The following is a 20,245-nucleotide window of genomic DNA, read 5'->3' as shown; positions in this document are numbered from 1 at the left end:
TGAACATGACATGAAAACAGAAACATCACTCATTTTGGCTTCCTCGTCGCCGAGGAGGCGGGAACTGCTGCAGACGTTGGGTCTGCCGTTTACTGTCATGACCAGTGACGTGGACGAGACGACGCAGCCGGGAATGTCCCCGGAAGCGGTGGTGGAAGAATTGGCCCTTCGCAAGGCACGGGCCGTTGCTTCCCGCCTCGACGCCGGCGTCGTGCTTGGCTCCGATACCGTCGTGGTCCTGGACGGACGTATTTTGGGCAAGCCGGCTGACGAGCCGGACGCTTTTCGCATGCTCTCCGCGCTCCAGGGGCGGGAGCATACCGTGTACAGCGGCGTCGCCCTGATCGATGCCGCGACCGGCCGCTTCGAGGTGGCTCACAGCAAGACCGCGGTGCGGATTCGCCCGCTGACCGAGCGGGAAATTCGCTCCTACATCGCGACCAAGGAACCGATGGACAAGGCCGGATCCTACGCCATTCAAGGCATTGGCTCCACTCTTGTGGAAAGCATCGAAGGCGACTACTTTACGGTGGTCGGACTGCCGCTGTGCTTGACGGCCGGCATGCTTTCCCGCTTTGGGATCACCCTGCTGTAACGCTGCAGTGCTGCTCACACCGCGGCAACGGCCTCTCCCCGCTCAGGACGCTTCTCTGCCAGCCGTTTCCGCAAACCGATCACGTTTTGCTGGAGGCGGTAAAAAATGTCGGCAACCACCTGTAACGAAACGCGCAAGAAAAACGTCCCTTACTATGACCGTCCAAGGGAAAGACTGCTTCGCGAAGGAGCGGGCCATCTGTCCGATGCCGAGCTTCTCGCGATCCTATTGCGCACGGGCAGTGAGCAGCAGACGGCGTTTGAACTTGCCCAGCGCTTGCTGGCTACGTTTGGCGACTTGCGCGGCCTGGCCCAAGCCTCTCACACCGAACTCACCCGCTTGAAGGGAATCGGACAGGTGAAAGCGATCGAGCTGCATGCTGCGTTCGAGTTGGGGCGCAGACTGCTGGGGGGTTCGGGGCAGCGCCGTGCGTCCATCCGTCTGCCGCGCGACGTGGCGGAACTGATGCTTCCGGAGCTTGGCCATCTGACGCAGGAGCATTTTGTCTGTCTGTTCCTCAACACCAAAAATCACGTCATCGGCAAGAAGACGATTTTTGTCGGGAGCCTGGACACCTCCATCGTGCATCCGCGGGAAGTATTCAAAGAAGCGATTCGCTGCAGCAGCGCGTCGGTCATTTGTTTACATAACCATCCCAGCGGCGACCCAACGCCCAGCAGGGAAGACCTCGCCATTACCCACACCCTGCGGGAAGCCGGCGAACTGCTCGGCATTACCCTGCTGGACCACATCATCATCGGTGACGCCAGGTACGTCAGCTTGAAAGAGCAGGGCTACCTGTAACGGGCGGGCACCGGCTCCGCAAGAAGGACCGGCTTCACCGAGCATGCTTTACCAGAGCTTTTTTTCTCATCATAGGTTTGTAACCGGACAAAAGCGGAAGGAGTTTTTTTATGTTTGGTGGATTTTCTCGTGACATGGGGATTGACCTCGGCACTGCCAATACACTGGTCTATGTAAAAGGAAAGGGAATTGTCGTTCGCGAACCGTCCGTCGTGGCGATCCGCACCGACACCAACACCATCGAAGCGGTCGGGAACGCGGCCAAGAGCATGATTGGCCGTACACCCGGCAACATCGTCGCCGTTCGCCCGATGAAGGACGGCGTCATTGCCGATTTTGACACGACGGCAACGATGATGCGCTACTTCATCAACCAGGCGCAGAAGAACCAGGGGCTGTTCAGCCGCCGCCCCAACGTGATGGTTTGCGTTCCGTCCGGCATTACCGCGGTGGAAAAACGGGCCGTGGAAGACGCCACCAAACAGGCCGGCGCGAAGGAAGCGTACACCATCGAAGAACCGTTTGCTGCAGCGATCGGCGCGGACCTGCCGGTGTGGGAACCGACCGGCAGCATGGTCGTGGACATCGGCGGGGGTACGACGGAAGTGGCGATCATCTCCCTCGGCGGCATCGTGACGTCCCGGTCCATCCGCGTCGCGGGTGACGAAATGGACGAGGCCATCATTCAATACATCAAACGCAAGTACAACCTGATGATCGGCGAGCGCACCGCGGAAACGCTGAAGCTGGAAATCGGTTCCGCCGTCGCTCCCGACGAGCTGGAGACCGTCGAGATTCGCGGGCGCGATCTGGTGACCGGGCTGCCGAAAACACTTTCCGTCAGCAGCGCGGAGATTGCCGAAGCGCTGGCGGAAACGGTGGCGGCCATCGTCGAAGCCGTGAAAGTAACGCTGGAGAAAAGTCCGCCGGAGCTGGCCGCCGACATCATGGACCGCGGCATCGTGCTCACCGGCGGCGGAGCGCTGCTGCGCAATCTGGATCGCCTGCTGAGCAAGGAAACCGGCATGCCGGTGCACGTGGCGGAAAACGCCCTGGACTGTGTCGCGATCGGAACCGGCCGCGCGCTGGAAAACCTCCATCTGTTCAAATCGAAACACGGAATTACCTCTTCCCGCCAAAAGCGCGGTAAATAATCGGAGGTTGCGGCATGTCGTTTTTCGGGAACAAGCGGCTGATTATTGTGCTTGTGGGCCTGGTCCTGTTGATCTCCATCGTGGGCTTTACGTCCCGGGAACGGGCTCGCCTGACCTGGCCGGAGATGTTTTTCAAGGATGTGTTCAGCGTGGTGCAGGGGATCTTTTACCGCCCTGCCCATGCTGTTTCCACCTTTTTTCAAGAAGTTGGCGACGCGTACAACGTGTACGAAGAAAACCGGGCGCTGAAGGCAAGCCTGGACCAGTACGCCCGGATGACGGCGGAGCTGCACGCGCTCCAAGCGGAAAACGAACGCCTGCGCAAGCTTTTGCAAGCGGAGGAGTCGTTGAAAAACTCCTATCAGCTTCGCTATGCCGAAGTGGTGGCGAGAAATCCGGACACCTGGAACAACGTCATCACGATCGACAAGGGTCTGAAACACGGCATCAAGAAAGACATGGCGGTCATGACCGCCAAGGGATTGATCGGTCGGGTGCAGAGCGTGGCCAACTTTTCCGCCACCGTGGAGCTTTTGACCAGCTACGAGCGGCGTGATAACATCTCGGCCACGATTCAAACCGTGCAGACGGTCAACGGCACCGTTACCCACCATCCCGTCAGCGGTGTCATTGAAGAATACGATTCGCAGGAACGCCTGCTTGTCATGCGCAAAATTCCCTGGGGAGAGAAAATCGAGCCAAAGCAGCAGGTGATTACCTCCGGATTTGGCGGAGTGATTCCGCCCAATCTGCCGGTTGGATACGTCGTGCGGGTCCAGCCTGACGATTACGGACTGACGCAGACCGCCTATATCCAGCCGAGCGCCGACTTTTCCCAACTGAACGAAGTGATGGTGGTAGAGCGCAACTTCTCCTTCTCGCCCACCGGCGAGCTGATCCCCAATCAGCCGCAGGGACAGCAGACGGCTCTGCACCAGCAGCAGGTGTCTCAACAAGTAGGTTCAGCCGCGCGGCAGCAGGCAGCCCAGCAGTCGCAGCCGTCCGCAGCATCGGGCCGCGGCGCTGCCCCGTCCAGCGGGCAGGGAAGCGCGGCTGCGGCTGACAGCGGAGGTGGACAGTAATGCCGCGGTTTCTCCTCGCTGTGACGCTGCTTTTGCTGTTTGTTCTGGAAGGAACGCTGGTTCAGGTCTTTTTGCCTGACAAATGGGGTCTGTCTTTGATGACAGTACCCCGCTTTGCGCTTGTCGGCACCATTCTCGTTTCGATGTTTTTGGGACGGCGGGAAGGACTCTACTACGGACTGGCGCTCGGGTTTTTGCAGGATGTGCTGTACGGACAGGTGATCGGCCTGTACATGATGACGATGATGGTGGCCAGCTACTTTGCGGGATTGATCGTCTTGTTGTTTCAGCGGGGCTTCGGGATGGTGTTTGTCACGTGCAGCCTGATCCTGTTCGCCCACGAGTGGCTGCTGTACAGCCTCCATCTGCTGTTCACCACGGCACCGGTTGACGTGCAGTGGATGCTCAACCGGCAGATCCTGCCGACCGTCGCGCTGAATGTGCTGTTTGCCCTGGTGATCTACACACCGATCAAGCGTCTGTGCGAATCCGTGCAGTCCAAGCGCGACCTCCCGTTGGAGTAGCGGCGCAAGCGGCCGGGTCATCCCGGCGGGGAACTGGAAAGGAGGAGAGGGGTCGTGGACGAAAAGAAAGAACAGCAGTCGGACATTCCCGTTCGATTAAATGTTCTGTTTTTGCTTGTGTTCCTGTTTTTTGCCGCCATCATCCTGCGTCTCGCCTACGTCCAACTGGTGGAAGGGGAGCAGTACCGACACGAACTGGAGAAATTCAGCATCCGCGAGCTGCCGATTTCCGCCCCCCGCGGCCGCATCCTGGACCGAAACGGCGAGGTGCTGGTCTCCAACAAGCCGGTGTACACGGTCACCTACGTGGAGGAGCAGGGGCAGGAGATCGACGAGGAAAAGGTGGCCGATCGGCTGGCCCGCATCCTGACGATGGACGGCCTGAAAATGGGGACGGACAAGGAACTGCTGAAAAAGACGGTCGAACTGGGCTCCACGCTGCCGGTTGCGTTTGGCCCCGAGGACACGAACAAGCTGATCGCGCAGATCGTGCCCAAGCTGCAGCAGGTGCCGAAGGTAAGCCAGATCGACGGCATGTCCGACTTTCAACTGGTCAAGACGGCGCTGTACGTCGGGTTGCATGTGCGCTCTCCGTTTGACGACACGTCGCGGAAAAATGCGCTGAGTCTGCTCAAAGCAAAGCTGAACGACCCGGGACAGCGCTCGGCGCTGGACGAAATGTCCGATACGGAGCTTTTGAAATACGCCATCGCCAGCAACGTGGAACTGAAGCTGACGCTGGACAAAGAGTACCGGGACGACCTGAGCAAGCAGGTGAAATACCAGATCAACATTCTGCCCAACCCCGAGGATTTGAAGCAGAAATCGGATACGGAACTGCTGCGCTACGCGGCCATTTTTGACCTGGACGTAAAGCTGCCGCTCAACGACCAGCAGCGCCAGTTCCAGTGGCACAAGCTTTCCCTGCTGCAGGAAATGCGCTCTCCGCATATGCCGAGCTACATCCCGCGCCGGGTAAAGGTGAACATCTCGGATCAGGAGCGGTATCAAATCGAGGAGCGTCTGTCCGAGCTGCCCGGCATTTCCGTTGTGCTGGAACCGGTGCGGAAAATTATCGAGGACGTGGACGGAACGCCGTTTGGCACCAACTTCCTCGGCTATATCAACGCCATCAAGCCGGAGCAGTTGAAGGAGTACCAGGCGCAGGGATACAATCCGTTCGACCGCGTCGGCGTGACCGGTTTGGAGGCGTATTACGAGCGCTATCTGCGCGGCAAGGACGGCGTGATGCAAGTGCACGTCAACAAGAACTCGGAGACGGTCGAGAAGCAGATGAGCCGGGAGCCGGAACCGGGCAACGATCTGGTGCTGGCGATGGACTGGCGCTTCCAGAGCAAGGTGGAAGCCATTTTGAGAGAGGAGTTCCTCAAGTTCAAAAGCAAACCGTCCACGCCGAAGGAATTCAAGGAGGCCCACGTCCTGGTGATGAACCCGAACACGGGGGAAATCCTGGCGATGGCCAGCTATCCGGATTACGATGTGAACTGGTACTACGACCGCAAGAAGTTTAACGAGGTGTATTCGTCGGTCATCCTGCCCAACGAGGCAAACCGCTTCATTTACACGCCGTTTCCTCCGGCGTCCACCTACAAGCCCATGTCGGTGATGATCGCCTTGAACGAGGGGCTTACCACCCCGAACGAGACCATCATCGACCGCGGGGGTCTCAAGGTGGGAAACACGTTCAAACGGAACTGGAAACCGGGCGGACATGGGGCGGTCAACGCCCGCCGCGCGCTGGCGGTGTCCAACAACACCTACATGTACGAGATGGCGATCCGCCTGGCGGGACGGGCGAAAAACCACTGGTCCGAACAGTTCTCCGTGCTGGACTACTACAACGCGCAGTTCGGACTGGGCGTCAAGACGGGCATCGATCTTCCCGGCGAGAAAACGGGATGGGAAAACCCCTACACGCACTACGGCAACCTGGCCGACGCCTTCATCGGCCAATACGACCTGTTCACGCCGATTCAGATTGCCCAGTACGTCTCCACGATCGCCAACGGCGGATACCGGGTGCGGCCGCATCTGGTCAATGAAATTCGCCGCGGCACGACGGACCCGAAACAGCCCGGGCAGACATTGACCGTGGTCGAACCGCAAGTGCTGAACCGGGTCAACGTCGATCCGAAGTACATCCAGGTGGTCAAGGAAGGGATGCTGGCAGTGACGAAGCCCGGCGGTACGGCGGCGCGCACGTTCCAGGGCCTTCCGTTCAACGTCGGGGCCAAGACGGGGACGGCGCAGACCGGGCGCAAGGCGGAAAACGCCCTGCTGGTCGGATTCGCTCCGTACGAGAACCCGCAATTGGTGTTTGTCGTGCTCGCTCCCGACAGCTTGCGCAACGGCACGTCCAGTTCGGACGCCACCGGTCCGATTGCCCGCAGGCTGCTGGAGGCGTACAACGAAATGTATCCGGGCGTGCTCGCTCCCGCCTCTCACGCCGCTTCGCAGCAGCAGCCGGCTGCGGCCGATCAGCGCTGATGCCGCAGCCGACTGCGTTCGGCAATTTTTTTAACCGGAGCAGGAATCTTTTGTAATAGTGGCGAATGGTATCGGTCGAGGTGAAACAGGTGACGACTGTGAAAAACAAGGTCACGATCAAGGGAACAAAAGATGGTCTCGTCTTTTTCATGGATGACGCCTGTTCCTTCGACGAACTTCTGGCCGATTTGCGTGAAAAGATAGAGCACAGCCATCAACAGATCTTGTCGGGTCCGTTGATTCGCGTTTCGATTAAATTGGGAAAAAGGTACTGCTCCCCTGAACAGCAGGAGCAGTTGACGCAAATTATCCGGCAAAAAGGCAATCTGGTGATCCACACGATCGAAGCCGACGTGATCACCAAGGAAGAAGCGTTTGCCGAACGTCTCAAATCGACTTTTTCCGTCCAGGTACACACGGTTCGTGCCGGGCAGGTGCTGGAGTTCGACGGCGATCTGCTGCTTCTGGGAGACGTCAACCCGGGAGGCATCGTGCGGACGACGGGCAGCATTTACGTGCTGGGCCATTTGCGCGGGTACGCCCACGCCGGGATCAACGGGGATACGCAGGTGATCATCGCCGCCGCGGTCATGAATCCCACCCAACTGCGCATCGCGGAAGTGATCAGCAGACCGGGAGAAGAGTGGGCGAAAAACGGCGGCACGGAGTTCGCCTATCTGGAGGACGGTACCATGCTGGTAGCCAAAATGAACTATCTGCCCCGGATTCGCCCCGAATTGGGCGCGAAAAAAGTGTGAGGCGTTGAGGGTAAGAGGAGGAACGGACGTGGGTATTGGAATTGTCGTAACATCAGGAAAAGGCGGCGTGGGCAAGACGACCACTTCCGCCAATTTGGGAACGGCGCTCGCTCTCTTGGGCCAGAAAGTCTGCATGGTCGATACCGATATCGGACTGCGCAATCTGGATGTGGTCATGGGACTGGAGAACCGCATCATCTACGACCTGGTGGATGTGGCGGAAGGGACCTGCCGCCTGCCGCAGGCGCTGATCAAGGACAAGCGGTTCGAAAACCTGTCCCTGCTGCCGGCCGCCCAGACCAAGGACAAGTCGGCGGTTTCCCCCGAACAGATGGAGGAAATCATCACGCAGTTGAAACGGGAGTTTGACTACGTCCTGATCGACTGCCCGGCCGGGATCGAGCAGGGATTCCGCAACGCGGTGGCGGGCGCGGACCAGGCGATTGTGGTCACGACGCCGGAGAAAGCCGCCGTCCGTGACGCGGACCGGATCATCGGGCTTTTGGAACGGGAACAGGTCGGCATGCCCAAGCTGGTGATCAACCGCGTGCGGCCGCACCTGGTGAAAAACGGCGACATGCTCGATGTGGAAGATATCCTGGATTTGTTGGCCATTGACTTGATCGGCGTCGTGCCGGATGATGATTATGTCATCAAATCGGCCAACCAGGGAGAGCCGGCGGTGATGAACCACGAGTCCCGTGCGTCCATCGCCTACCGCAACATCGCCCGCCGCCTGTTGGGCGAAGCCGTGCCGCTTCAGCCGCTGCAGGAAAAGACGGGCGTGCTCCAAAAGGTGCGCAGGTTTTTCGGATTGAAATAAAGCGTTTTTGTCATACCAAAAGAACAGGAGTTTTCCTGTTCTTTCATTCTTATCGGCGCGGATGCGCAGCGGATTCCAGGAAGCCGTGTCCCTCATGAGAAGGGGAGCCAGGGAGGACGAAGGAAGGACTATGTTTGACCTTGAAAAACGACATCTCAAATCGATCGACTGGCCGATTGTCATGATCCTGTTTGGCTTGGCCGTCTACAGCTACATCGGCATCGCCGGCTCAGCCGCGGGTGTTGACAAAGCCAACCAGCAGATGCTCTGGTACGCAATCGGTTTCATGCTGCTTATCGCTACGCTGCTGTTCGACTATCGGCTTTATTACTCCATGTCGTACGTCTTGTACGCCATCGGCATCATCCTCTTGATCGGCGTATACCAGACGGAGCCCATCAACAACGCGACGAGCTGGTACCGCCTGCCGGGGGGCGTTTTGTTTCAGCCGTCCGAGCCGATGAAGCTGTTTACCATCTTGACGGTGGCCCGCTACCTGTCCAACAAGGCTGACGATCCCGACCGGTTCCGGTATTTCTATCAGCTCATTCCCGTCGGGCTCATCGTGGCCGTGCCCATGTTGATGATTTTGGTGCAGCCCGATTTGGGAAGCGCACTGGTGTACTGCAGCATTCTGGCCACCATGCTGATCGTGGGGGGCATCCGGCTCAAACACGTGCTCTACCTGGGCACGCTCGTCGGCAGCTTTTTCGGCGTCATGACGCTTCTGTACTTTTACAAGCAGTCGATTTTCTTCAAGATCATCAAGCCGTATCAGTGGGATCGGATCAAGTTCTGGTTGAACCCCGACCTGGAAGCGATGGGGCGCGGTTTTCAATTGAAGCAATCGCTGATCGCGATCGGCTCCGGCCAACTGTTCGGCAAAGGCATTGACACGCCGACCCAGGCCAGTTTCGGCTGGGTCCCCGTCGGCGAAAGCGACTTCATCTTCACCGTCATCGCGGAAAAGCTCGGCTTCGTCGGGGCGGGGGTGCTGATGATCCTGTTCTTCTTCCTGATTTACCGGATGATTCGCATCGCGATGGAGGCAAAAGATCCGTTTGGCTCCTACGTGGTGGCGGGGGTGGTCGGCATGCTGACATTCCAGGTTTTCGAAAACATCGGCATGACCATCCAGTTGATGCCCATCACCGGGCTCCCGCTGCCCTTTATCAGCTACGGCGGCAGCTCGCTTTTGACCAACTTTCTGATCATCGGCGTCGTCCTGAACATCGGGATGCGCAAGGACACACTGCGTTTTGACTAAATGCGTGACAAACCGATCCGGATGTGATACACTCAATCTAAGTTAACCAGTTTTACTAGCTGTAGTGATTTGATATGGGTTGTGGAGTCGTACCTTGTTGAGAGACGCCACCATGTGGTCAAATCTCGGCTCGGTACGACTTTTTCCATACCGGCAAAAACTCCTCTGTAAAAACAGGTTAACGGAACACTTTTTCGCCCCGATTCGGGCGCATGTTTAGGAGGTTTTGTTTCATGCAACAAGGTATTGTAAAATGGTTCAACGCGGAGAAAGGATACGGCTTCATCCAGGTAGAAGGCGGAGATGACGTATTCGTACACTACAGCGCAATCCAGGCAGAGGGTTTCAAAACTCTGGAAGAAGGTCAAAAGGTTGAGTTCGAAATCGTCCAAGGCAGCCGCGGACCGCAAGCTGCCAACGTTGTGAAACTGTAAACGCCGGCAAATCAGAAAGCAGTCTCTCGATGGAGAGACTGCTTTTTTGCGGTGCGCCCGGCATGGGCGGTAGCTATAGGGTGAAAGTCCCGAACGGGGGTTGGCTGTACCAACCGTTAGCCTAAGGCAAGGGTGTCCGCCGCGAGGCGGAATCTGAAGGAAGCCGGCGGCAAAGTCCCGACCTGAGGTACACGAACCCGATTTGAGGCTGTTGTACTTGGGCGAGCCTGCCGCACAAGGTGAAGCCCCATACAGCCAAAGGGTACAACAGTAAATTGGGCAGGTACATGGGACGAAGGCTACCGCTCTTACCCGGGGAGGTCTGCATGGTACGCCTACTATCGTTGGCAACCGCCTCCGTGAGGGGGCGTTGAACATGCAGAAGTCAGCAGAGGCCATAGTACCCCAATCGGGGACGCCTGAGGGGGAAGGGCCGAACATCAAGTCAGCATATGTCCCAACCTCTTTCGATACGGTGTGTCGAAGCAGAATTCAGAACTGGAACTTCCTCTGGAGAGTAGGGGTGAAGCCCCGAGGGTACAGAGAAGGGCTGAGCATCGTACGGCAAGCTTGGCGACATGTGCGCGGAGGAAGGAGTATCGTTATGGATCTGCTGGAGAAGGTTCTGTCTCGGGACAACCTCACGGCCGCCCTCAAACGAGTGGAAGCCAACAAAGGCGCTGCGGGAGTCGACGGTGTTTCAACTGAACAACTGCGCGACTACCTTCGCCTGCACTGGGCGACCATCCGGTCGCAAATCGAGACGGAAACCTACAAACCGACTCCTGTTCGCAGGGTCGAAATCCCGAAACCTGACGGGGGAATACGGTTGCTAGGCATCCCTACCGTGGTAGATCGCTTCATCCAGCAGGCCATCCTGCAGGTATTGACTCCCATCTTTGACCCAGAATTCTCCGATTCAAGCCTCGGATTCCGCCCGGGTCGCCGCGCTCACAATGCTGTGCAGAGAGCGCAACAGTACATCAAGGAAGGATTCCGGTATGTGGTCGACATCGACCTGGAGAAGTTCTTCGACCGGGTCAACCATGACATCCTGATGAGCCGGGTAGCCCGCAAGGTGAAGGACAAGCGTCTCCTTAAACTAATCCGCGCTTACCTGCAATCCGGAGTTATGGTCAACGGAGTGTGCGTCTCAACGGAAGAGGGTACACCGCAAGGTGGCCCCCTGAGTCCGTTGTTGGCCAACATTCTGCTGGACGACTTGGACAAGGAACTGGAAAGGAGGGGACACCGTTTCTGCCGCTATGCGGACGACTGCAACATCTATGTCCGCACCAAACGCGCGGGGGAACGGGTATAGGCGAGCGTGGAGCGATACTTGACCAGGGTGCTCAAACTCAAGATAAACCAACAGAAAAGTGCGGTAGATCGGCCGTGCAATCGAAAGTTCCTCGGCTTTAGCTTTGCTCCGGGAAAAGAGGCACGGATACGCCTGCATCCCAAATCGATCATCCGGTTAAAAGAACGAATTCGCCAACTGACCAACCCGCATTGGAGCATCCCTATACAGGAGCGAATTCAAAAACTCAACCAATACCTCATGGGATGGATCGGATATTTTGCGTTGGCTGAGGCGAAAACCCACCTCCTGCGGATTGAGGAATGGATTCGCCGAAGGCTCCGTCTCTGCCTGTGGACGCAATGGAAACGAATCCGTACGCGATACCGCGAACTTCGTTCCCTCGGTCTTCCCCACAGCAAAGCACTGGAGATTGCAAATACCCGCAAGGGTGCATGGCGAACAACCAAATCTCCGCACATTCACAAAGCCCTTGGTATTACCTACTGGCAACAACAAGGGCTCATGAGTTTGGTGCAGCGATATTTCGCACTTCGTCAAGCTTGATGAACCGCCGTATACCGGACGGTATGTACGGTGGTGTGAGAGGACGGGGGTTAGTCGCCCCCTCCTACTCGATTGTCGGGGCTGGCTAGAGCGGCCCCCGCGATCCGCCGGCATCCGTCCCTCTCGCAGCCTGCCGCGCCGGTTATAATGCGGGCAGACAAGTCATAAGATGGTACAAATGCTTGGCCATCGGAGGGATGGGACATGTTCGACGAAGTGGATCGTGTCAAAGAGAGGAGGCGGGAGCGGATGGAGCGGATTCGCACGCAGTCGCGCGACAGTCTGGCTCCGTTTGTCGACGAATGGAAAGATCCGATCGACCCCGACGCCGACCCGTTCCCGTACGCTTCCCGCCGGAACAGCGGCACCATGCCCCAACTGCCTCCCCGGGAAAAATGGGGCATCCAGATCTTCGCGTCCGCGCTGCTGGTGGGCATGGCCTATCTGGTTTTCCAATCGTCCGTCGTTCCGTTGGACTGGAAAAAATCGGCGCGCGAAGTGATGACGCGCGATTTCAATTTTGCCGGCGTGGCCGACTGGTACGAAGCGCGCTTCGGGGTACTGCCGGCGCTGCTGCCGTCCCTGTCGGTCAAGAAGGCGGTTCCGGTGAGCGGGTCCAGCACGCAGAAAGCCTGGAAATGGCCGGCTTCGTGGAAAGTGGTGAAGCCCTTTGAATCCGCCAGCGCCAAGGTTGTGCTGAGCACGGGGACAGGCGGCGCGGTCACGATGGGAGAGGCCGGGTGGGTGACGTTCGTGGGGGAAAAGCCCGGTTTTGGCACGACGGTCGTGGTCCGTCTGGCCCGGGGACGTGAGATGTGGTTCGGCAATTTGGAGAAGATTCAGGTCGCGGTGAACGACTTTCTCCAGCCGGGACAGGTGGTGGGCGTCCCGCGTGCGGTTAATGAGACGGCCCGGTATCTGTACCTGGGGGCACGGGCGCAGGAGCAGGCGATCGACCCGCTGGAAGTGATCTCCTTTGAATGAGTGGCGCCCGTTCGGCATCCGCCTGCGCATTCACCTGCTGTTTTGGATCGTGATCGGCATGTCGCTCCTGCTGGGAAAGTTTTGGGAGGTCATCACCCTGTTCGTGATCGTGCTGATTCACGAGATCGGTCATGTCGCTGTCGCCAGGGAGCTGGGCTGGACCGTCACCGAAGTGGAACTGCTGCCGTTTGGCGGCGTTGCCACGATGGAGGAAGCCTACGCGGCCGACCCGCTTGACGAGATTGTGGTGGCCTTGGCCGGCCCGTTTCTCAACGTGGTCATGATTGCGGTCTCCCTGGCATGCTGGCATGTTGGCATCTGGACGGACGAGTGGGCCCGGTTTTTCCTGGCCGGCAACGTGGCGGTCGCCGGCTTTAACCTGCTGCCGATCTGGCCGCTGGACGGGGGGCGGATCGTTCAGGCGATCCTCTGCTGGTACATGCCGTACCGCCGGGCAGCCATCGCGTCGCTGGCACTGAGCGCCATGCTGGCCGCGCTGATGCTGGGTCTGTCGGTCCTTGCCCTGCAGACGAATGTCGCCGTGGTGGCCGTGTACCTGCTGGCCGTAAACATCCAGGCCTTTTTGCGTTTTCCCTACCAATTCATCCGCTTTCTGATGGAAAAGTACGCGCGCCAGCCGGAAGAGTACGGCGTGCGGGCCTTGACCGTCCCGCCCGAGTCGACGGCGATGGAAGTGTCTCATCTGCTGCGGCGCGGCTGTTCCCACCTGGTCTACGTGCAGGGGAGCGGCCTCTTGGCCGAGGAGCGGCTGCTGCATGCGCTGCTGTTTGAAAAAAAGCACGACACCGCCGTCGGGCAGTTGGTGTGAGCGGGCGGTCCCGCCGCTTTTCTTTCCGCCTCCGCTGTGGTAGAGTACGTGTTGCAAGCGCCGTTTCCCTCTGGGAGCGGCGCGTTTGATGCAAGCGATGATGTGAACCCCGCCAAAGCCATGGCGGGCATGGCGTGGACGTACGCGGACAGGACCGGCCGTAGTCCAGCCGGCCCGTCCGTCTTAACGCGAGGGAAAAAGGAGAGGAACGGCGTGAAACAGGTGGCTATCAGCGGGGCCGGCGGCTGGCTGCGGGCGGCGCTGCTTGAACAGGGGCGGCTGGTCGAATGGCGCAGCGAACAGGCGGAGACGGAACCGCTGGCGGGCTGTGTCTACCGGGGCAGGGTGACGGATGTGCTGCCGGGGATACAGGCCGCCTTTGTCGACATCGGCCAGGGGAAAAACGCCTTCCTGTACGTGGACGATGCCCTGCCGCCGTTTCACGGAACGGAAAAGCGCTCGATCAACGAGCTGGTGAGAGTGGGTGAAACGCTGCTGGTGCAGGTGAGCAAGGAAGCCGCGGAAGGGAAGGCGCCAAAAGTGACGACGCGCGTCAGCATCCCTGGCCGTCTGCTGGTCTACCTGCCTCCGGAGGGACGAGCCGCCGGGATGCCGGCGAGCGGCCTTCCGGGCGCAGGCGTACCGGTCGAGCCGGGTGCCCGCGTCTCGGTCTCGCGAAAGATTGCGGACGAGGCGAAGCGGCGGAAGCTGCGTGAGCTGGCCGCCGGACTGCTGGCGGACGGCGAAGGGGTGATCGTGCGGACGGAAGCCGAGAATGCCGGCGATGAAGAGGTGGCCCGCGAGCTTGCCTATCTGCGAAAGCGCTGGCGGGAAGCGCTCGCGTCGGCCGCCGGGCGGAAAACCCCGTGCCTGATTTGCCGCGATGCCGACCTGATCGAGGCCGCGCTGCGCGACTTTGGGGCGGAGGACGTGGAGGAAATCGTCGTCGAAGAGGCGGCCGCCTTTCAGCGCGTCAGGGAACTGGCGGAGGCGCTGTTCCCCGGCGCGGCGGACAAGCTTCGCCGCTATCAGGGGAGGGAACCGCTGTTTGAGCGGCTCGGCGTGGCGGCCCAACTGGACCGGGCGCTGCAGCGGCGCATCCCCCTGCCGAGCGGCGGCCATCTCGTGTTTGACCGCACGGAAGCGATGACCGTGATCGACGTCAACACGGGGGCCTTTAGCGGAAAAGGGGGACAGCAGCGAGAACAGGCCGTGACCGCCGCAAACCTGGAGGCGGCGCGGGAGATTGCCCGTCAACTGCGGCTGCGCGACATCGGGGGAATCGTCCTGATCGATTTTGTGAACATGCAGGAAGCGGCCAATCGGGAGCGGGTGCTGACTGCTCTGCGCGCCGAAGCGGCCAAGGATACGGCGCCAGTGGCGGTGTTGGGAATGACCGCGCTCGGCCTGGTCGAGCTGACCCGCAAACGAGTGCGGGCCAGCCTGGCCGAACGCATGACGGAGCCGTGCCCCTGCTGTGGCGGAACGGGACGGGTCCTCTCCGTCGACGAGCTGGAGCGCCGTCTGTTCGACGAGCTGAGCGGGCTTGTCCGCAGCCAGGAGGCGGAAGCGGCGCTGGTCGAGGTGCCGGCCCGGCTGTACGAACGCTTGGCGGCCGGCGGGCACGAGGAGCGGGAGCGGCTGCTGCATCTGTACGTGCTGCGCTCCGACCGGCTGCCGCCCGAGCGATACCGCATCCTGTACGCCGGCCGCAGCGAAGAAGCGGAACGGCTGTATCGGGAAAAATCGGAAATGCCTTGACTGTGCGGCGGCAAGTATGGTAACCTAATGTCTGTCATGCAGCTATGCCTCGCGCATACTGTAACCGCTCGAATCAGGTTGGACAAGACGCCGTTCACGGCGCACCTGCACAGGCGAGTCTGAGTATAGGAGGTGCACAACATGTACGCAATTATCGAAACCGGCGGCAAGCAATACAAAGTGGAAGAGGGCTCGGTTCTCTTCATCGAGAAACTGGCTGCAGGCGAAGGTGACGTTGTTACTTTCGACAAAGTTCTCTTTGTAAGCAAAGACGGCAAAGTTACGGCAGGTACGCCTACCGTAGCAGGCGCTACGGTAACCGGCAAAGTAGAAAAACACGGTAAAGGCAAAAAAATTATCGTGTACAAATACAAAGCCAAGAAAAACTACCGTCGCAAACAAGGTCACCGTCAACCGTTCACCAAAGTTGTGATCGAAAAGATCAACGCGTAATTTTGGTGACGCACCGAGATGATTACCGTAACCGTTCAGCGCAATGCGCACAGCGAGATTGAAGAGATTGCGATTTCGGGACATGCCAACGCCGGCAGGCACGGATCGGACATCGTCTGTGCAGCCGTGTCCGCGGTCAGTCTCGGGATCGTCAATTCGATTCAGCCACTGCTCGGATTTGTTCCGGACGTTCAGCACGCAGCAGAGGAGGGCGGGTTTCTCCGCTGGAGAGTGGGCCGTCTCGACGACGCCCGCCTTCATGAGAAACAGCAGCTCTTGGCTGAGAGCATGGTTGTTGCCCTGTTTGTTGTAGCCGAAACGAACGGAAAATACGTGGCGATTCACGATTCAAAATGGCAAGGAGGTGCCTGATATGAAATTCCTGTTCCCTGTTGACCTGCAGTTCTTCGCCTCCAAAAAAGGGGTAGGTTCCACCAAGAACGGCCGCGACTCCATCTCCAAACGTCTGGGCGTGAAGCGCGGCGACGGTCAATTCGTGAAAGCTGGCAACATCCTCGTACGCCAACGCGGTACGAAGATCTACCCGGGTGCTAACGTCATGAGAGGCGGCGACGACACGCTGTTTGCAACGGCCGACGGCATCGTTCGCTTCAAGCGTCTGGGCCGCGATCGCAAACAAGTGGTGATCGAGCCGGTCGCTTCTCAAGCGTAAATAGTTCGGAGACGAAAACCCAGCCTTGTCGCTGGGTTTTCTTTTTGTCCGGCACTGAGGATTTCTTTCAGTCGCTACGCCCGTGTGGTACAATGGTACAAGAAAGAAATTCTTATCGGTTTGGGTGGGGAAGATGAGGGACGAGCGTACGCTGTTCACGCAGCAAACAGATCAACTGCTGGCCGTATTGAACCGGCAGCGTCACGACTGGCTGAACCATGTCCAGGTTTTGCTCGGCTACCTGCGTCTGGGCCGCCTGGAGGAAGGAGAAAAGTACCTGAAACGCGTGGCGGAGCTGGCCATGCAGGAAAGCATGGTGGCCAGGCTGAACAGCTCGCTGCTGTCCGTCTTCTTTTTGACGTTTAACGCGCTGAACAATGACCTGCTGCTGGAGGTGGACGTCTGCAGCGAAGTCGATCTGCGGAAGGCAGCGGCAGACGAGCACGACCTGTTTCAGTTGGTGGCGGGCATTGTGTTCACGGTCCGCGAGCACCTGGACCGGAATGAATTTGAACCGGCCAGCATGCAAATCACCTTGTACCGAGGTGAGCAGGGCATCCATTTTCGCTTTGACCTGGCCGGGAAGCTGCGTGCATCCGGGCAGGGCGAACTGGAAAAACTGGTACGTGACAAGAGTCGGATTCCGGTGAAGGTCACCGCGTGCATACATACGGACGAGGAATGGGTACTGGAAACGGTAGTTCCAGTGGCGGAATGAGAGAGGTGACAGCATGTTTGTCGATCAGGTAAGGATTTACGTGAAGGGCGGAGACGGCGGAAACGGGGCCGTCTCTTTCCGGCGGGAAAAATACGTGCCGCTGGGCGGGCCGGCCGGCGGTGACGGCGGGCGCGGCGGAGATGTGGTCTTCGTCGTGGATGAAGGGCTGCGCACGCTGGTGGATTTTCGCTACCAGAAGCATTTCAAGGCCCCGCGCGGCGAAAACGGACGCAATAAAGGGCAGCACGGAGCCGGGGCGGAAGACCTCGTCGTGCGGGTTCCTCCGGGGACGACCGTGATTGATGACGATACCGGGGAAATCATCGCCGACCTGGTGGAGCACGGACAGCGGGCCGTCATCGCCAAAGGCGGCCGCGGCGGACGGGGCAACATCCGCTTTGCCACACCGGCCAACCCGGCGCCGCACATCTCGGAGAACGGCGAACCGGGACAAGAGCGCTATGTGAGACTGGAGCTGAAGCTGATTGCCGATGTCGGACTGGTCGGGTATCCCAGCGTCGGCAAATCGACGCTCTTGGCCAGCGTGACGGCGGCCAAGCCGAAGATCGCCGCCTACCACTTTACCACGCTGACACCCAACCTGGGCGTGGTCGATCTGGGCGAACGCAGTTTTGTCATGGCCGACCTGCCGGGGCTGATCGAAGGGGCGCACGAGGGTGTGGGACTGGGTCACCAGTTTTTGCGCCACGTGGAGCGGACCCGTCTGATCGTCCACGTGATCGACATGGCGGCCGTGGACGGGCGCGACCCTGTGGAGGATTTCCATCAGATCAACCGCGAGCTGAAGCTCTACAACCTGAAGCTGGAAGAGCGGCCGCAGATCGTCGCCGCCAACAAGATGGACCTGCCCGAGGCGAAGGAGAATCTGCGCCGCTTTCAGGAACAGGTGCCCGGTGTGACCGTGTACGAAATATCGGCGGCTACCCGTCAGGGGGTACAGGAGCTGATGCACGCCGTGGCCGATCTGTTGGAGACGCTGCCGGACAAGCCGACCGTCGAAGAAGTGGCGGAGGTGGAAGAGCGCGTCGTCTTCCGCGCGGAGAAAGAGCCGGAGCCGTTTGAGATTTCCCGCGACAACGAGGTCTACGTCGTCAGCGGGGAAAAAATTGAAAAGCTGGTCCGCATGACCAACCTGAACAGCTACGATTCCGTTCAGCGCTTCGCCCGCATGATGCGCAGCATGGGCGTGGACGAAGCCCTGCGCAGGCGCGGGGCCAAGGATGGCGATACCGTCCGCATCGGTGATTTCGAGTTTGAATTTGTGGAGTGATGACAGTATGGCAGACGTACCCTCCCTGACCCCGTTTATTGCGGACAAGCGGCTGCAGCGGGGCGGAGCGGTTGAACTGGTGGCGCCCGCAGCGGCGAAACAGCCGCTCGATGCCATCGTCGAACATGTCCATTCGGGTTATCTGATCCTCTCGTACGTGCAGGGCGACGCGGCCGTCTCCCTGTTGGGAACGGTCGTCCGTCTGCGCTTGGAAACGGATGAAGCGATTACCTGGCTGAGTCTGCAGGTGGTGCAGGAACAGGCGGTGTGGCCCGTGAAGCTGGCGCGCCTGGTGCCGGTGGGCATCGAGCAGGAAGCCAAGGGCGAGCGGCCGCTCCTGCAGCCGGATTTTGTCATCAACGTCCCGTACAAGATCATGGGAGCCCGACCCATGGAAGAAAACGGGGAAGGCGTCCTGCTTCGTTTTTCCCCGACGCATCTGATTGTGGGCACGGACGGTTTCGTCTCCGTCGGCGATTTTTTGCACTTGTCCTTTCTGCTTCGGCATTACAAGCAGGAGCCGGTGGCGATGACCAAAGTGGTGGAGAAGACGTTTCAGGACGGCTCGACGGTGCTGAAGCTGGTCATCACCGATATGGAGGAAAAACATCGCCACGTGCTGCAGAGCTATTACGAAAAACTGGCGCAATCCGCTTCCCGATAGGGGGCGGATTTTTTTGTGCGCTGCGCGTTTCCGCAGCCGGCCGGAACGCTGCTTGATCGAAACGGTTTGCTCCGCCGACAGCATGGCCGATGGGACGGGGCTGTGCAGCGCGCATTCCGGACGCAGCGAATGACTCGCGCGGTTCCCACCGCGGCGAGGACGAATGCGTGAACGTCTCAGGGAAAAGCGATCATCGCGCACCTGACAGGAAATAAATGGGGGAATACAGGGCCAAAAAAGTATGCCTGGGGTCAGGCATACTTTTTCGCTGTGCCTGTTTACTTGTTGCCGCTCGGATCCTCCACAACGTGGGGAGACTGGGCGATTTTTTTGCCCCGCGTGTTGTCGCCGAACTGGTCCAAATCGCTCGGCCTGGCGGCGGGGTGATTGTTCCGGCGCTCCGATTTGTCCGTTTTGCCGCGTCCTGCCATCGGTCACTCACCTCGCTTTGCTCAGGATCCGTTATAGTCTGTACCAAGGGAAATCCGCTCATGTAAGGGAAGGCGAGCAGCGAAAGAAAAAACGCCGATAAGGATTGTCAGGGGGAAAAGGATCGGCTATAATGTCCTCTAGGTGAAAACAACTGTTTTTCTCAGGAGGACACAACACGTGAAGCGGGAAGAAAAGTTTTACTTGATCCGCTCCGACATCCTGCCGGAGTCGATCGCCAAGACCATCGAGGCGAAAAAGCTGCTGGAGGCCGGAGAAGTGGATACGGTAAACGAGGCGGTGGAACGGGTAGGCTTGAGCCGCAGCGCCTTTTACAAGTACAAGGACGGCATTTTCCCGTTCAACGCGATGATGAGTGAGAAGATCATGACCATCACCTTTTCGCTGGAACACCGCTCCGGCTACCTGTCCAAGGTGCTGCAGTACGTGGCGGAGCAGGGGGGCAACGTGCTGACGATCAACCAGACGATTCCGCTCCAGGGCATTGCCAACATTTCCATGTCGGTGGACATGGCCCATCTGAAGGTGTCCAGCACGGAGTTTCTGGAAGGACTGCAGGAGATAAACGGCGTGCGCAAAGCGATGATTGTCGGTCGCGGGTAGCGG

The 20,245-nt window shown here is 59.2% G+C and carries 21 protein-coding genes, 1 pseudogene and 1 other annotated feature; of the genes and pseudogenes, 21 read left to right on the top strand and 1 reads right to left on the bottom strand.

Features of this window, described 5'->3' with window-relative positions:
- Nucleotides 1-10: 10 nt before the first annotated feature.
- The 20 genes and pseudogenes from A6764_RS16585 (at nt 11) to A6764_RS16490 (ending at nt 19,189) form a co-directional block, all read left to right on the top strand.
- Entirely contained in the window at nt 11-595 is a 585-nt protein-coding gene (locus tag A6764_RS16585; RefSeq protein ID WP_029097482.1) for a Maf family protein, read from the top strand.
- A gap of 105 nt (nt 596-700) precedes the next feature.
- Nucleotides 701-1,399: a RadC family protein gene (gene radC / locus A6764_RS16580; RefSeq protein WP_029097481.1), complete on the top strand. Its 699-nt coding sequence runs from the start codon at nt 701-703 to the stop codon at nt 1,397-1,399.
- A 110-nt stretch (nt 1,400-1,509) separates the two neighbouring features.
- The gene (locus A6764_RS16575) at nt 1,510-2,553 is read left to right on the top strand and encodes a rod shape-determining protein (protein ID WP_029097480.1); all 1,044 of its coding nucleotides are present in this window, start codon (nt 1,510-1,512) and stop codon (nt 2,551-2,553) included.
- A gap of 14 nt (nt 2,554-2,567) precedes the next feature.
- Complete coding sequence (mreC, locus tag A6764_RS16570; RefSeq protein WP_065068133.1) at nt 2,568-3,635, top strand: rod shape-determining protein MreC; 1,068 nt, start codon at nt 2,568-2,570, stop codon at nt 3,633-3,635.
- Nucleotides 3,635-4,159 (top strand): rod shape-determining protein MreD, encoded by a 525-nt coding sequence (mreD, locus tag A6764_RS16565; RefSeq protein WP_035300256.1) that lies wholly within the window; start codon nt 3,635-3,637, stop codon nt 4,157-4,159. The genes mreC and mreD overlap by 1 nt, the downstream gene beginning before the upstream one ends.
- Before the next feature lie 54 nt (nt 4,160-4,213).
- Nucleotides 4,214-6,667 carry a peptidoglycan D,D-transpeptidase FtsI family protein gene (locus tag A6764_RS16560; RefSeq protein ID WP_065068134.1) on the top strand — a complete coding sequence of 818 codons (2,454 nt, stop codon included), beginning with the start codon at nt 4,214-4,216 and terminating at the stop codon, nt 6,665-6,667.
- Between the two features lie 89 nt (nt 6,668-6,756).
- Complete coding sequence (gene minC / locus A6764_RS16555) at nt 6,757-7,425, top strand: septum site-determining protein MinC (RefSeq protein WP_029097477.1); 669 nt, start codon at nt 6,757-6,759, stop codon at nt 7,423-7,425.
- A 28-nt stretch (nt 7,426-7,453) separates the two neighbouring features.
- A complete protein-coding gene (gene minD, locus A6764_RS16550; RefSeq protein ID WP_029097476.1) occupies nt 7,454-8,248 on the top strand; it encodes a septum site-determining protein MinD in 795 nt (264 codons plus the stop codon).
- A gap of 130 nt (nt 8,249-8,378) precedes the next feature.
- Nucleotides 8,379-9,515 (top strand): rod shape-determining protein RodA, encoded by a 1,137-nt coding sequence (gene rodA, locus A6764_RS16545; RefSeq protein WP_029097475.1) that lies wholly within the window; start codon nt 8,379-8,381, stop codon nt 9,513-9,515.
- 233 nt (nt 9,516-9,748) lie between these two features.
- The gene (locus A6764_RS16540) at nt 9,749-9,949 is read left to right on the top strand and encodes a cold-shock protein (protein ID WP_029097474.1); all 201 of its coding nucleotides are present in this window, start codon (nt 9,749-9,751) and stop codon (nt 9,947-9,949) included.
- A gap of 604 nt (nt 9,950-10,553) precedes the next feature.
- Nucleotides 10,554-11,816: pseudogene (gene ltrA, locus A6764_RS16535) on the top strand (group II intron reverse transcriptase/maturase).
- 204 nt (nt 11,817-12,020) lie between these two features.
- On the top strand, nt 12,021-12,800 hold the full coding sequence (locus A6764_RS16530) for a M23 family metallopeptidase (RefSeq protein ID WP_065068136.1): 780 nt from the start codon (nt 12,021-12,023) through the stop codon (nt 12,798-12,800).
- Nucleotides 12,793-13,629 (top strand): M50 family metallopeptidase, encoded by an 837-nt coding sequence (locus A6764_RS16525; protein ID WP_029097472.1) that lies wholly within the window; start codon nt 12,793-12,795, stop codon nt 13,627-13,629. The genes A6764_RS16530 and A6764_RS16525 overlap by 8 nt, the downstream gene beginning before the upstream one ends.
- 213 nt (nt 13,630-13,842) lie before the next feature.
- Entirely contained in the window at nt 13,843-15,390 is a 1,548-nt protein-coding gene (locus A6764_RS16520) for a ribonuclease E/G (protein ID WP_264622287.1), read from the top strand.
- A 52-nt stretch (nt 15,391-15,442) separates the two neighbouring features.
- Nucleotides 15,443-15,521, top strand: a sequence feature (ribosomal protein L21 leader region).
- Between the two features lie 10 nt (nt 15,522-15,531).
- The gene (rplU, locus tag A6764_RS16515) at nt 15,532-15,843 is read left to right on the top strand and encodes a 50S ribosomal protein L21 (protein WP_029097470.1); all 312 of its coding nucleotides are present in this window, start codon (nt 15,532-15,534) and stop codon (nt 15,841-15,843) included.
- An 18-nt stretch (nt 15,844-15,861) separates the two neighbouring features.
- A complete protein-coding gene (locus A6764_RS16510; RefSeq protein ID WP_029097469.1) occupies nt 15,862-16,215 on the top strand; it encodes a ribosomal-processing cysteine protease Prp in 354 nt (117 codons plus the stop codon).
- A gap of 1 nt (nt 16,216) precedes the next feature.
- Nucleotides 16,217-16,516 (top strand): 50S ribosomal protein L27, encoded by a 300-nt coding sequence (rpmA, locus tag A6764_RS16505; RefSeq protein WP_029097468.1) that lies wholly within the window; start codon nt 16,217-16,219, stop codon nt 16,514-16,516.
- Nucleotides 16,517-16,649: 133 nt separating this feature from the next.
- Complete coding sequence (locus A6764_RS16500) at nt 16,650-17,234, top strand: Spo0B C-terminal domain-containing protein (RefSeq protein WP_029097467.1); 585 nt, start codon at nt 16,650-16,652, stop codon at nt 17,232-17,234.
- Between the two features lie 13 nt (nt 17,235-17,247).
- Nucleotides 17,248-18,525: a GTPase ObgE gene (obgE, locus tag A6764_RS16495; protein ID WP_029097466.1), complete on the top strand. Its 1,278-nt coding sequence runs from the start codon at nt 17,248-17,250 to the stop codon at nt 18,523-18,525.
- A gap of 7 nt (nt 18,526-18,532) precedes the next feature.
- A complete protein-coding gene (locus A6764_RS16490) occupies nt 18,533-19,189 on the top strand; it encodes a hypothetical protein (RefSeq protein ID WP_065068138.1) in 657 nt (218 codons plus the stop codon).
- A 278-nt stretch (nt 19,190-19,467) separates the two neighbouring features.
- On the opposite strand, the gene A6764_RS16485 is transcribed toward A6764_RS16490, so the two are convergent.
- Nucleotides 19,468-19,620 carry a hypothetical protein gene (locus A6764_RS16485; protein ID WP_162836745.1) on the bottom strand — a complete coding sequence of 51 codons (153 nt, stop codon included), beginning with the start codon at nt 19,618-19,620 and terminating at the stop codon, nt 19,468-19,470.
- A 178-nt stretch (nt 19,621-19,798) separates the two neighbouring features.
- Between A6764_RS16485 and A6764_RS16480 the strand changes: the two genes are divergently transcribed.
- Nucleotides 19,799-20,242 carry an ACT domain-containing protein gene (locus A6764_RS16480; RefSeq protein WP_029097464.1) on the top strand — a complete coding sequence of 148 codons (444 nt, stop codon included), beginning with the start codon at nt 19,799-19,801 and terminating at the stop codon, nt 20,240-20,242.
- The last annotated feature ends 3 nt before the right edge of the window (nt 20,243-20,245 follow it).

This window comes from Brevibacillus sp. WF146, assembly GCF_001673705.2.
GTDB classification, from domain to species: domain Bacteria; phylum Bacillota; class Bacilli; order Brevibacillales; family Brevibacillaceae; genus Brevibacillus; species Brevibacillus thermoruber.
The sequence above is the reverse complement of the archived record's forward strand: the minus strand, read 5'-3'. Positions and strand labels throughout refer to the sequence as shown.

What these genes read in the sequence shown, in the direction of transcription:
- A6764_RS16585 (WP_029097482.1), top strand. Translation starts at nt 11, where the DNA reads ATGAAAACAGAAACATCACTCATTTTGGCTTCCTCGTCGCCGAGGAGG.
- radC (WP_029097481.1), top strand. Translation starts at nt 701, where the DNA reads ATGTCGGCAACCACCTGTAACGAAACGCGCAAGAAAAACGTCCCTTAC.
- A6764_RS16575 (WP_029097480.1), top strand. Translation starts at nt 1,510, where the DNA reads ATGTTTGGTGGATTTTCTCGTGACATGGGGATTGACCTCGGCACTGCC.
- mreC (WP_065068133.1), top strand. Translation starts at nt 2,568, where the DNA reads ATGTCGTTTTTCGGGAACAAGCGGCTGATTATTGTGCTTGTGGGCCTG.
- mreD (WP_035300256.1), top strand. Translation starts at nt 3,635, where the DNA reads ATGCCGCGGTTTCTCCTCGCTGTGACGCTGCTTTTGCTGTTTGTTCTG.
- rodA (WP_029097475.1), top strand. Translation starts at nt 8,379, where the DNA reads ATGTTTGACCTTGAAAAACGACATCTCAAATCGATCGACTGGCCGATT.
- A6764_RS16540 (WP_029097474.1), top strand. Translation starts at nt 9,749, where the DNA reads ATGCAACAAGGTATTGTAAAATGGTTCAACGCGGAGAAAGGATACGGC.
- A6764_RS16530 (WP_065068136.1), top strand. Translation starts at nt 12,021, where the DNA reads ATGTTCGACGAAGTGGATCGTGTCAAAGAGAGGAGGCGGGAGCGGATG.
- rplU (WP_029097470.1), top strand. Translation starts at nt 15,532, where the DNA reads ATGTACGCAATTATCGAAACCGGCGGCAAGCAATACAAAGTGGAAGAG.
- A6764_RS16510 (WP_029097469.1), top strand. Translation starts at nt 15,862, where the DNA reads ATGATTACCGTAACCGTTCAGCGCAATGCGCACAGCGAGATTGAAGAG.
- rpmA (WP_029097468.1), top strand. Translation starts at nt 16,217, where the DNA reads ATGAAATTCCTGTTCCCTGTTGACCTGCAGTTCTTCGCCTCCAAAAAA.
- A6764_RS16500 (WP_029097467.1), top strand. Translation starts at nt 16,650, where the DNA reads ATGAGGGACGAGCGTACGCTGTTCACGCAGCAAACAGATCAACTGCTG.
- obgE (WP_029097466.1), top strand. Translation starts at nt 17,248, where the DNA reads ATGTTTGTCGATCAGGTAAGGATTTACGTGAAGGGCGGAGACGGCGGA.
- A6764_RS16490 (WP_065068138.1), top strand. Translation starts at nt 18,533, where the DNA reads ATGGCAGACGTACCCTCCCTGACCCCGTTTATTGCGGACAAGCGGCTG.
- A6764_RS16485 (WP_162836745.1), bottom strand. Translation starts at nt 19,620, where the DNA reads ATGGCAGGACGCGGCAAAACGGACAAATCGGAGCGCCGGAACAATCAC.